This is a genomic window from Oleiphilus sp. HI0132, from assembly GCF_001635845.1.
This window is the reverse complement of sequence record NZ_LWGJ01001026.1, coordinates 1-11,896: the sequence shown is the minus strand read 5'-3', so window position 1 is coordinate 11,896 and position 11,896 is coordinate 1. Positions and strand designations below refer to the sequence as shown.

Below are 11,896 nucleotides of genomic sequence, written 5' to 3'. Positions count from 1 at the left end.
CTTTTATTTCCAAGTGGCCATGGGCAACCATCCAAGAAAGTAACTCCACACCACGCTCAGCCTCTTCTGGCCATTGCTCTTTGCCGGTAAGCTCCTGCTCAAGATGCGATTCAAGAATGGCGTGCTGACCGTTGATAATGGCTTGCACATCTTTAGGTGTCATGTCGACGCCAGCAATCAGGCGCATTTTGCCATCGCGATTAACAAAAGAGGTCATGCCTCGACTGGCAAGGGCAAGCGACGATGAACGGAAGAAACCAGCTACCCGGTCATAGCGAACAATACGTTGCAACAAAGGCACATAGAATTCCCGCAGAATATCTACGGCAGGCTCTCCCGGTGCTCTCACCTGAGATGTTTTATAACTGTATTCCCAGTTAAAATCTTTCAGCCCCATTCGACGCTTAGCTCCTTCCAAACCTGTCTTATTGTTGTCTTAAGCCAAACAATAGTGCTCGGGCTTCGTTACGTGCTTCTGGCGTTTCGGCTTCCTCTCCCCAAACCTCAAGCAAGTCGAGAATGATGTTGTCATTGCCTTCACGTTGTTCATCCAAATAAGCGCGTGCCACTGGTACATCACCTTCGCGGAATTTCAGTAACAAGCCATGCAGTACATCCCAATCTGATTGTGGTTTAGCAACCCGTCGAGCACTGCGCTCTTGCGGTTTAGCCAAACGCAGCTTGGAGCCTTTTTTCACTAATGGTGCGGCGTAGCCTTTGTCCTCGGCAGCTTGACCGGCAACGGCAGTACGACCGCTGATCTCGGTGTTGATACCCACAATGCGGCCTTCAATGCCGTAACCTCCGGTGCGGGTTTCGAGGCTAATATTGAGCGAGCGCGACAGGTTTAATACTTCGGTAAAGGAAGCCTCGTTATGCCCCCAGATACCGTACATGGTGAGAGCCATGGCCGTTTCAGTATCCAAGTCGTCAACTGAGATATTGCCATCCGTAATCACTTTTATCTGGTGTTCTGCGACGACTCGGCTGGCTTCGTTCATGGCGCGAATAGGTGATACCTCTTCATCGCCATCCATTACTGGCCAGTTTTCACTTAATACCTGCAGGGCGCGACCGTAACAGGCAATCATCTGGTCAACGGCGTTGAGTTTTAGTGGTCTAAATTCATCAAGGCCTGCTTCTACAGCAGAGCGAATTTGGTGTTGTACACCGGTGCCGCCTAAGCCAGACCAGAAAGCAGCTTGTGTTTGCTCTTCTTGGCGTTTTCGGCAGGTGATAAATATTGAGCTTGCAGCGGCAGCTAAATTTAGTTGATGAGTTGAATAACCAAATTCAGATTCCACTGGGAATGATGCTGTTATTACCCAGCCTGCTTCAATTAAAGATCTAGTTAATGTCTCCCAAGCGTCTTGTGCCTTGTGGGTGAACATTAGCGTCATCACGCCGTTATCTTTTACAACCCTGCGGCTTTCTTCAAAAATTTCCTGCATGAGCCTTTGATATTCGGCTTTTGCATTCTTGGCGGAACCATCTCTTGATGGATTTGCTACAGCCTCATCTCTTTTATTGGTTAATCGGATTGAAAAAACATCAGGGTACAGGTCTTTTAAAGTTCGTTTTTGCCAAACGTAATAGAAATCCGATAGCTCTGCATACTGAACGTTGTCATAGTACGGAGGGTCCATACACACCAAATCTACAGATTTATCTTCAACCCCTTCGATATGGGCTGCGGTGCCATTGATAATTTGCAGAGGGATATTTTCACCGTAGACTTTGTTGACGCCAGCTAATAGTTCACTCAATTCTCTGTAAGCTTTGGCCGCCTGAATTTGTCCCCACCTTGGACCAGAATAAGGACCGGTATAAATCATTTCACCATACGTCCATTTTAACGAGTAGTCGTGACGGCCAAAGGTCCCTGATACAACCCCTCTTTGTGTGATCCAGCGAGTTTGCTTGCTGTTGTAATCGACTATCTTATCTATACCAAACTGAAGGTAGGTGATTATAGCTTTAGCTTTATCTAGGCCATACTCTTCTATGATTGCTGGTTTTAAAGTACTAATTGTATCCATTAAGACCAAATGGCCTAATAATTGTCGACTGTTAAACAAGTCACACCAGCGCTCCATTCCGTAGTTTGGTGGGCGCATGTCATTGCCCTTAGGGAATTTTTCAGTGGGAATAAGTCCCTTATCATCAAAGTAGTCCCACTTACTTTCTAAATATGATTTAGCCTTTTCGAATGATTCAATATCACTGTTATTAGGTGCTCTAAAATAACGGATTTTCTCCGTTTTAATTTCACCCTTTTTTTCCCCTGTTGTGAAATATTGAGGAAGTTTGTTTTTATCCAATTTAGGTTGAAAACGCGTTGCTACAACTGCGTAAATTTGGTCTTCCCATTTGCCGTGGGGGCTTTCCCCTCTCGCTTGAGACTTAATTTCGTCTGCGTCAATAGCCTGCTTACAATGAATACATTGCCCGATGCCGCGTTTTACTGTACCTGGTTCAGGATCTTCTCCATTGGGGCCTTTGCTATTTTTACATTGATAGGTTTCGAATCGGTAAGTGGCATTTACACCTTCGCCAGATGAGATTGGTTTTACACCCCATGCATCGGATGCCTCTTTTGATAGCCAGCAGGTATTAAGCAATGGAGTTTTGGCAAGACAGCTTGGGCAGGTGACTTCACGACAGTAAAGTAAACCTTGATGGTCGTATTCTTTTACGTTGAATTGATCAAAGAGTTCCGGGCAGTTTTCGAGATGAGCCTTTAGCCGCTTTTGTTCATATTCTGGGATAGGAGAGAATGGGTAGAACCCATCCATTCTGTTTTCAACCTCATCGACCAGTTTTTTACCCCAATGCTCGATATCAGCATGTAAGTCCATGCCGTATCTTGCAGGGAAATCCAGGGTAGCTTTTAAAATAGTTGTAGCTACTGGGTTTAGTTCATTGGCTATGACTTTGTGGCCAAGGCGTAATGCTTCGAACGGAATGGAACCACCTCCCGAGGTGGGGTCGAGTACAGTGAAGTCGCTTGGTGTTGGCAGATGGTCGTTTTGGTATGCCCTTGAGTAGCCATATAAATCAGGGTCTTCCCATTTCAGAGCTTTGCCTAGTGCTTGCTTAACAAGGTCGGATTTAGCAAATTCTAAACGAGCAGATATATGTGCTGCGTCTGCCGGAATTCTTTTTACTGTATAAGTTTCACCAGCATGAATTTGTGGCAAAGCCCCAGACTCGTGTTTCCACCTTTTGACAATCTCACTGTTGGCTAATTCAGTATCAAACGACTCTAGGGTGCTAATAGTGGCCAGGTTATTTTGCCTTCTCGCGACTTCTTTCTCGTAAAGACGTATGACAGCTGCATCTACTTCGAGAGTTTCTGCGCCAGCTTGATCCTGTAGCTTTTCGAGAAGCTTTCCTGTCAGTGTCCAATACTGGTCGCCAAGTTGAATTACTCTCTTCTCAATGCCGAGATCTTGAATAAATTGGTCAATATCTGTTCCGTCAGGCAAAAGAGAGCCTGCGATAGCCGCTCTACTTGGGGTTAGAGGACGACGAGCCCACCAAACATGTAAGTAGTATATTGGTGGCAGCATATTGCTCGCCCCGCGCTCCCTAGCGGTTTCGGCACCTACCTGGTGGCAAGGAAAGCCTGCCTCAATCAGTCGTCTATCGGTCATAATGTTCAATTACCTTAATTTGTTCAGCTGGCGAGTAATGCCAACATCATTATTTGTTGTTCCACATAGCATGGTACGCAGCCCAGAGACTGCCCAGCGGTTGGCATCGGCACCGTAGTGAGTAGTGCGGCCTAGCCAATAGGCAGCCTCTTCGCGGCTAAATCGTTGTACTCGTCGGGCGAGCAGTTCAAGACGGTCTGGGTTGTGAAGGCGAGACTGCAACTTCACAATCAAGGCAATTTTTGCCCCGGCTTCGTCATCTAAAGGTAGGTTATCTCGCAGCTTGAAACCTTCTTGGCTTATAAAGCGTTGCAGGTCTAAGGGCACGCCACCATCATCAACCACTTGCTCCAAAATAGGCTTGAGGCGCGGCGAAAGTATTTTTAAATTTTCACCATATAGGGTGCCGCGATCACGCAGACTTCCGAGCTTTTTACCGCTCTCGGAGGTTTCTTTTTCAACACGTTCTTTGATCACCAAAACCGTACCGGTGTGATCAGCGAGCTCAGTAAATCGCAAGACAAAAGGTGCTGTGCGCCAGCGATTTTTTAAGGTCTTGTCGAAGAGCTCTTGTAACGTCAGTTTCTTTTTAGTCATCAGCTTGTTTTACCAAATCTAAAAATGCACAGTCTTCTGGTGCATTTTGAATGTCTATCATTGCCTGACTGTCGTCGCCTACACTTGTTAAATCGGCGAGTACCTCAAACAATTCGCTTAATGCCTTCATGTCTTTGCTGGTGGCGTTGATTAGGTCAAGATTTAACTTGCCACCGCCTGGTAGATGTAAATAAGCCAGGCGCAAAGTATCGGGCTCGGTTGTTGCTCCTCGGCTGTATAGGGAGCTGATCTTATTGAGCTGTTTATGCAGCGCTATAGCAAGTCCATGGCCTTGTTTTGTGTAGCGGGTATCTTCCGGTTGTACCCAGCCTTTCTCTGCTGCCGTTGCAGGCGTAACGAGCATGTCGTCTTCCTGCGTTTGATGGAACATGGCAGAAGAGCCATAGATTAGGTTCGGGTTGTCTTCATCGCTTGGCTCACGTACTTCATAGGTATACACGCGACCGGTTTGGACGACGTTATCTACCGCTTGCAAGACGGTGCTGTTTTGCACGCTGCCATGCTTTTCTTGAACCTTTGCGATGACTTCTTTGACCTTGGTGCAAGGCTCTTCAGTCATCACTTGTTCAACCCATTGAGTCACTTGCTCTACCGCAGGTTCGGCTTCCGGATTCCAGCTACGCTGTTTGGCGCCTTGCTCAGATACCAACTTCCAGCCTTTTTCGGACAAGTTAACGTCTAGTGGAATTCCACCGGTTTCACGGCTGTGGAAGTGCTCAGGTTTGGTGGATTCGCTTGATTCCATGCGATACAGGCACCATTGGCCTTTCTCTACACCGCTGCGAATGATTTGTTCCAGTACACGTTGATTATCCAAAATTGGCCAGCGACGGTTTTGATTAAACTGGTTGCTGATTTGCTCCAACGATGGGGTTTGGCTAATGCTGCCAAAGATGAGTTGGCCGAGTTGTAGCAGCATGGATTGTGTTGCGGCTGCTTCAGCGGTAATCAATTCACCTTCTTCTGTTAGGACTCGACGAATCTCTTCATCCACCGATAAGCCGCCTTCGCCGCCAGCTTGTTTGATGCTTTTCTGGGTAACCTGACCCGAAGCGCCAGGGAATAAAATGGTGTCGTAAGCCTGTGCAACCGAGGTTTGCAGCGCCATTTCTCGTTCTTTAAGCTTGGCGGTGAAACCACTGTCTTGCAGCTTGGCCGCTGACATGCCGTAATCTTCTGGTTTGCTCTGTAGGCGACGCATGGCGATAACGGTGCGTGCGACATCATTTAAACGGTCTTTGCGGTACTGGGATTTTTTGACTCGATCTTCGCTCCAGGTATCGCCAGCGACTTGAACGGTTTCTGGAACCAGCATGAATACGTTGTTTTGCTCTAAGCGAGGCTGACCGTTACCTGCTGTTGTGGTCATATCCGTTGGATCGACTTTATTCGCATCCAGGCGAACAATGGCTAATACAGGGCGGCCCGTTTTGTCTGGCACGTGCTCGGGTGCGGAGACATCTTGCGCCACTTGGAAGGTTGGGCTGTTGTGACTGACCACTTTTCGTGCCACGACTGTGAGCTGCTCTTCAACATCATCGGGCTGTAGGCCTTGTTTAATCGTAGAAACGATACGTGCTTCGGTAGGATCAGTATGTGCGTAGAAACGACCGTCTTTTGTGCGTAGGTAATAGGCTTCGTTTGAAATGGCTTTTAATGCCGCTTCAACTTGCGATGGCGGGATATTAGGCATCGCTACTTCAAGTAATGCATCGGCGAATGTAATGCCGAAGACATTAGAAGATAGACCTTCGCCACGGCCGATAAGGCTGTGCAGGAATACGGTTTTCCAAGTCCACTCGTAAAGCGGTAAACCTTGCGGGTGAGGGTTGTTGCGATCAAGGTTTTGTGCAACCGATACGCCCATCTCCAGATTACTTGAGTCTGCGCCACCCACATCGGCATTGAGAACTGTTAATAGGTCATTCGCACCGGTACGACCGATAAGTTCATCTGCAAGGTCTGGATTTGCCATGTTTAGATGGCTGGTATGCACCAAAGGAATTTCCATGCGCTTTTGCCAGATAGTGCGAATGGCCATGGCCAACACGCGTAAGACCCCTCGCGTGCCTTGGAAGCTTTCAGCAGAGGCAAGCTTATTAGTCAGATAGGCGATAAAGCTTGGGTGGAAGGGGTAGTTCGCAACAATCGATTTGCTGTAATCGTCGCGGGTAGCTGTGTCTGGTAATTGCGAGCCACTGCGCTTGTACATTTCCATGTAGGCTGTGGCGGTTGTAGAAGCATCTGCGTCATTAATCTTGGTGAACAAGCGGCGCGCCAATACCCGAGAAATTTCCGTGGGTCGCACTGGTACGGTGGTTGTTGCATCACGTTTTACAACACTCATGATGCTTTGGCTTGCTCGTTGCGCCAGTGCGGCAGCTTCTTCTTCATCTACATCGCGGCCTAGTGTTGAAGATAGAACACCTTGCAGCATGCCGGTTTGACCTTGGAATGCATCACTTTGGCTGGCAAGCGTAAGCACAACACTGACACCGCTGTGAGTACGTGCGTAGCCTAGAAGTGCCATTAAAAATGCACTAATTTGTTCACCACCGCCTACGTGAGCAGCTTCATAACGCGTTGCGTATTGTGCGAGCTCGTCGAGCATGATCAGCACCTTGCGGCCTTCGAACATGCGCTCTAAAAAGTATTGGCCTGGGAATGCCGCTGAGGTCACTTCTTTAATGTTGTCGTTGTAGAAGCTTTCGCCGCCAAGCTTAAGTGCCATTTCTCCCCAGAGGGTATAGGCTAATACTTTTTCACCGCTGGGTGCGATTACCGGCATTTCATCACAAGCAACGGCAACAACATCAATGCTGCCAGCAGGCTGCAGAACTTCAGCTTCAACTACATCTGCAGCGGCCGAGGCGATGTCACTTCCGCGATGGCTGAGGTGAGTTAGCGCGATCAAGGTGTGAGTTTTACCGCCACCGAATGCTGTTTCTAATCGGTGAATAGCTGGCTTGCTGTTATCACCATTAAGGCGACCCATTACATCACGAACGACGCGGCGTAAGCCTTCGGTCGGGAAAGTTGCTTCTCTGAAGAACGCTTCAGCATCTGTATAGATTGAATCAATCGCGCTGCCTTTGCCTGAGTATGCGGAGGCAACCTGGCTGATGGAGGCAGTAAAGATTTCAGGATTGAAAGAACCTTGGATGATGTCCTGACGTGGTTCACATGTGTTAATGATTGACTGCATATTTGTCTCCATCAAATTTAGTCTTGTAATTCTTGATAACCGGGGGCAATGGCTAAGTTCTCAACTCCGTAGAGGGTTTGAGTGTTTTTAAGCCATAGCTGAAATTCTGGGCCAGATAGTGTGTGTGCTGTCGAGCAGTCGACGTTCCAGTGCCTCAATACATATCCGGCAACTGCAGCTCTAATCTGAACTCTTAACATGCCGGTCTCCATTCCATATTCAATTTCTATAGTGTCTGGGTGCTCTAAGCGTGGGTGCGGCACGATGTGCATTTCTACAATGCGATTCCACTGAATATCTGCTTCTTTGGTTTCGCTAGCTTCGATTGGGGAGTTTAAGAGCTTAGGCTTACCGATTCTGTTTAGAACGAAGTCGGTGAACCTTTCTCTCTTGCGATCAAAGGCTCTTACATGCCAGCGAAGGCCGTTATCTACTAGCGCAAAGGGCACGATTTCTCGTTGGCTTAAACCGCTGGAGAGGGATCGGTAATCTATCTTGAGTGCCTTTTTCTGGTGAATGGCTTTGGTGATCTCTGCCAATACATCCAAGTTTGGAAAGTTAAGCTGAGTTGGCGACTCTGCGGTGACCAAAGACATGCTGCCTGATACATGGTCATCGCCTAGGCCGTAGCACAATGCAGATAATGCTTGGCTCCCTTGATAGTCAAACAGGGGCTTGAATTGATCGGCTTCTATATAGGTCTTAGCTTTTGTGTCGTAGATAAGGTTTTTAGGTGCCAGTTCTTTGTATAGAGAAATATCCCGAGTCGCGGCGGCGGCTTTAATGCCAAACCGGCTGACCAGGTCATTTCTGTTGACTGCGCCCAAAAAGCGTAGCTTGAAATCTATATGGAATAGCCTTTCTTGCTGCGCTTGGCTGATGTCTTCTAACTTAGGTTGAGGACCGCTGTTCAAAACAATTGCTACCTATTTATCCGCTGATGGTCTGCGCTTTACCCTACTTTTAGGAAGGGATAGGGCTGGTCACCATTTGGTTGCATTTACGTCAAAAACCGCCATTTACATGGTTAATATCACTTGACGTATAAAGTGCTGCTCAAATTTATCATGGATCATAATACTGATAGCTTATGCGTGTCAATAATGGTTGTTGACATAATCAAAAAGATGATGATAAGGTTTTGCTATTGATTATAACCATTTCCTATGAATGAGGTGTTTAAGGGGAGAATTATGAGGAAGGTGCATTGAGCTTTCAGGGTTTGCAAGCAAAGTATCGGCGCTTATTTGCCGAGCATGCCGCATGGAAACTATTAAGAGCTGACAATGCGCCTTATATATTGGCTTTTATTGCTGATCTATTTTCTGAGGAAAGTGAAATTCCATATGGTCGCGCTCGAATAATGCTGGATGCAGAAATAGAGCGCAGCCGTGAATTGGGTATCTGGCCCACGGAAACGTCTGCAGCGACTTATCTTAACCAGTGGATTCGAACCGGTTGGTTGCGAGAAATGGATGATTCTTTAACCAAAACCGACGCAAGTGAGATTGCGCTTAGGTTCTGTAAGGGTTTGGATGAAAGAAATTCTGGCACTACAGCTTCGCATTTGCGCATTGTTCAGGAAGCGGTTCGTGACTTAGCTGTTGCTATAAGCCCCAATGTAGATGAGCGAGTCACCTTGCTGGAAAGTAAAAAAGCTGAGATTCAGCGCGAAATAGATGCACTCCAAGCCGGAGTTGTGCCTGAGCTTAGCGAGGTAGAGCAGAGAGAGCGTATCCGAGAAATTTATCAACTTGCTTCAGTATTAACAGGTGATTTTCGTCGAGTAGAAGACGAAATCAGGGTGTTAGACAAAGAGCTGAGGGTGCAGATAATCGAGGGAGATGCATCTCGAGGCGATATTCTTTTATCCGTTATGGAGAAAGAAGCATTGCTTTCTACTACTGAGGCCGGAAGCGCATTTGAGGGGTTCTTTCAATTGCTCTGCGACCAAAACAGATCAATGGAGTTTCGCGAGCAACTTCGTAGCATTTTGAATAGACCTGTTGCTAAGCAGCTATCTGGTAGTCAGCAACAATTCTTGAATCAACTGATGCGAGAGTTAAGCCGCGAAAGTGATCGAGTTTTTCGTATCAGACGCCGCACAGAAGAAGGTCTTCGTTCTTATATCGAAAGTGGCGCTGCGGCAGAAAACCAAGCTGTAGATCGCTTGCTATCAAAACTCGAAAGGCAGGCCGTTGTTCTGCGTGATGAGGGTGTGGACTTAAAAACCGAAACCGCTCTTAGCTTACCTGTCGGCCCCATTGAAATTAAGTCACCTGAATCTATGCGCCTAAGAAATCCTGACGATAAGTTAGACACATCAGGCGTGGAAGAAAAAGCAAACAGCCGTGAACCAAGCTCTCATGTTCTCGATTGCTTGGATGCAGTTCAGGTTAGGGAGATTGCACATCTTACATTCGACTCGCTCAAAGAGCATGGCCCGATGTCGATAGCCGGGCTGGCTGCTAAGAATCCATTAAAGTCTGGTTTGGAAGAACTGGTTGCCTATCTGCGAGTGGCCAAAGCAGTGGGTGCAACAGCCTTGGAGCAAAAAGAAGATGTGGCATTGATGGATAAGCAAGGGGTTATTTTGAAGGCATCAATACCTACTTACCTGTTGTCCCTCGATTTATTCCCCGAAGACATTGATGAACTGGCGTTATAAAAGGGCGTAACTTTAAGGAAAAACTATGACCAATAATTCTCCTCCGAACAGTTTCTTTTCTCTCGTTCTCGACAATAAGGGCGATAAAGAGAGCGACAATGAGAGCGCTGCTAAGCCAGATTCTGAAGAAGAGTTTTCTGAGAATAGAATGGTCAACGAAGAGACTCAGGGTAGTCAGGTTTCCGAAAACGCTATGGGGCTAGGTGAATCTACATCTCTGTCGTCTGAAGATGAAGCCTTAGCTACTTCCGTAATGCAAAGCGACTCAGCTGTTCACTCTGAAACAATGCCTCACGATGCAAGGCGGGTTCTGGTGCACTTAATGCGGCAGGGTTCGGTAATGGCTTCGCAAAAGTCCAAACTCTTTGAGTTACTTTGTCGACATGAATCTGCAATACGAAAGCACTTGTCGGAAGTATATTTGCGGTTGGTTCTTGATCAAAAAATGGGGGTGGCGTTTGTCGCTAGTGCCGATTATCAGAATGATATCAGTGACATTAATGTCGAGCCCGGTTCTGAAGGAAATAGTGAAAATCAAGATGATCCTGAATTAGATGAATCGACAACATTAATACCAAAGAGAACACTATCGCTTTACGACACTCTGATATTGCTGGTTCTGAGAAAGCATTATCAAGACAGAGAGTCGGCCGGAGAGCAAAAAATCACGATAGACATTGAACGTCTTGAATCCTATCTCACCCCTTTCCTCCCTATTACTGATCATGCATCTAAAGATCGCAAAAAGCTGTTAGCTCGAGTGAAGGAGATGGTTAAAAGGAAAGTGTTGTCAACGATTCGCGGCGCCGACGATCGATATGAAATAACTCCGATTATTCGCTATGTGGTCAGTGCCAGCTTTTTAGAATCTATGTTGGCAGAGTATACACTATTGGCGCAGCAAACAGAGGATGCTTCGGTTGAAGCAAGCCCTATTAATAACAATGGGGAAGAGGTTGGTGAAGTCAATGAATGATATTGCAACAACACGAGCTGACTTATTTGCTCAAGGTCAAATAAGACTAGCGGAGCTGTCGGTTTTCAACTGGGGCTCTTTTCATGGCTTACATACTGCTTCTATCGATTCCGATGGCACTTTGGTGACAGGTGATAACGGTGCTGGAAAGTCGACCTTTATTGATGGGCTAATGGCTCTACTTTTACCTGCAGGAAAAGCGACTTTTAACGTTGCTGCGGCTCAGGGCGATCGCTCTGATAGATCACTTTTATCCTATATGCGTGGCAGCTTTGGGTCTGCTCATGATGGATCTTCCACGCGAGTCAAAAGTAAGCGTGAGAAAGGGGTTGTGACTGGACTTCGAGCGCTTTACCAATGTGAAGATGGTTCAAGTATTACACTGGCGGCACTTTTTTGGACAGCGAGCTCAACTAATACACTTAGCGATGTTAAGCGGGTTTATCTTGTTGCAAAAAGGAATATGCAACTAAAAGAGTTGTTGGACGCTTTTGGTGAAGGAAATGCCAGGCAGCTGAAACAATGGCTGCGTGACGATCCTGCCATTACCGATTGTGATAGCAACTTTACTGATTACCAGGAGCTTTATCGCAAGCATCTATACATGGACAACAAAAATGCGCCTGCTTTGTTATCGCGTGCGCTGGGCCTAAAGAAGATAGATGATCTTACAAAACTTATTCGTGAATTAGTCTTAGAACCCAGTGGTGTAAAAGAGGATGCAAAAAAGGTTGTCGAAGAGTTCTCTGATCTCGTCGCCATCCATGAGCAGC

General features: G+C 46.8%; 8 protein-coding genes. 3 read left to right on the top strand and 5 right to left on the bottom strand.

What is annotated here, in order from left to right; translation table 11 throughout:
* From A3766_RS11880 to A3766_RS11860, 5 genes are all read right to left on the bottom strand, one after another.
* On the bottom strand, nucleotides 1–397 hold a 397-nt coding region (locus tag A3766_RS11880), incomplete at its 3' end, for a hypothetical protein (protein ID WP_197479552.1).
* Between the two features lie 28 nt (nucleotides 398–425).
* Complete coding sequence (locus tag A3766_RS11875) at nucleotides 426–3,656, bottom strand: DUF1156 domain-containing protein (protein WP_068642262.1); 3,231 nt, start codon at nucleotides 3,654–3,656, stop codon at nucleotides 426–428.
* A gap of 9 nt (nucleotides 3,657–3,665) precedes the next feature.
* Nucleotides 3,666–4,253 carry a hypothetical protein gene (locus A3766_RS11870; protein WP_068642260.1) on the bottom strand — a complete coding sequence of 196 codons (588 nt, stop codon included), beginning with the start codon at nucleotides 4,251–4,253 and terminating at the stop codon, nucleotides 3,666–3,668.
* Nucleotides 4,246–7,479 (bottom strand): ATP-binding protein, encoded by a 3,234-nt coding sequence (locus A3766_RS11865; protein WP_068642258.1) that lies wholly within the window; start codon nucleotides 7,477–7,479, stop codon nucleotides 4,246–4,248. The genes A3766_RS11870 and A3766_RS11865 overlap by 8 nt, the downstream gene beginning before the upstream one ends.
* 17 nt (nucleotides 7,480–7,496) lie before the next feature.
* On the bottom strand, nucleotides 7,497–8,393 hold the full coding sequence (locus A3766_RS11860) for a YafY family protein (protein WP_068642256.1): 897 nt from the start codon (nucleotides 8,391–8,393) through the stop codon (nucleotides 7,497–7,499).
* Between the two features lie 293 nt (nucleotides 8,394–8,686).
* Here A3766_RS11860 and A3766_RS11855 point away from each other — a divergent pair, with 293 nt between their 5' ends.
* The 3 genes from A3766_RS11855 to A3766_RS11845 form a co-directional block, all read left to right on the top strand.
* Nucleotides 8,687–10,147, top strand: a complete 1,461-nt coding sequence (locus A3766_RS11855) for a DUF3375 domain-containing protein (RefSeq protein ID WP_068642255.1) — start codon at nucleotides 8,687–8,689, stop codon at nucleotides 10,145–10,147.
* Nucleotides 10,148–10,172: 25 nt separating this feature from the next.
* On the top strand, nucleotides 10,173–11,123 hold the full coding sequence (locus tag A3766_RS11850; protein ID WP_068642253.1) for a DUF4194 domain-containing protein: 951 nt from the start codon (nucleotides 10,173–10,175) through the stop codon (nucleotides 11,121–11,123).
* Nucleotides 11,116–11,896: ATP-binding protein (locus A3766_RS11845; RefSeq protein ID WP_156508883.1), on the top strand; the 781-nt coding region annotated here is incomplete at its 3' end. The genes A3766_RS11850 and A3766_RS11845, both read left to right, overlap by 8 nt.

What these genes read in the sequence shown, in the direction of transcription:
- A3766_RS11875 (WP_068642262.1), bottom strand. Translation starts at nt 3,656, where the DNA reads ATGACCGATAGACGACTGATTGAGGCAGGCTTTCCTTGCCACCAGGTA.
- A3766_RS11870 (WP_068642260.1), bottom strand. Translation starts at nt 4,253, where the DNA reads ATGACTAAAAAGAAACTGACGTTACAAGAGCTCTTCGACAAGACCTTA.
- A3766_RS11865 (WP_068642258.1), bottom strand. Translation starts at nt 7,479, where the DNA reads ATGCAGTCAATCATTAACACATGTGAACCACGTCAGGACATCATCCAA.
- A3766_RS11850 (WP_068642253.1), top strand. Translation starts at nt 10,173, where the DNA reads ATGACCAATAATTCTCCTCCGAACAGTTTCTTTTCTCTCGTTCTCGAC.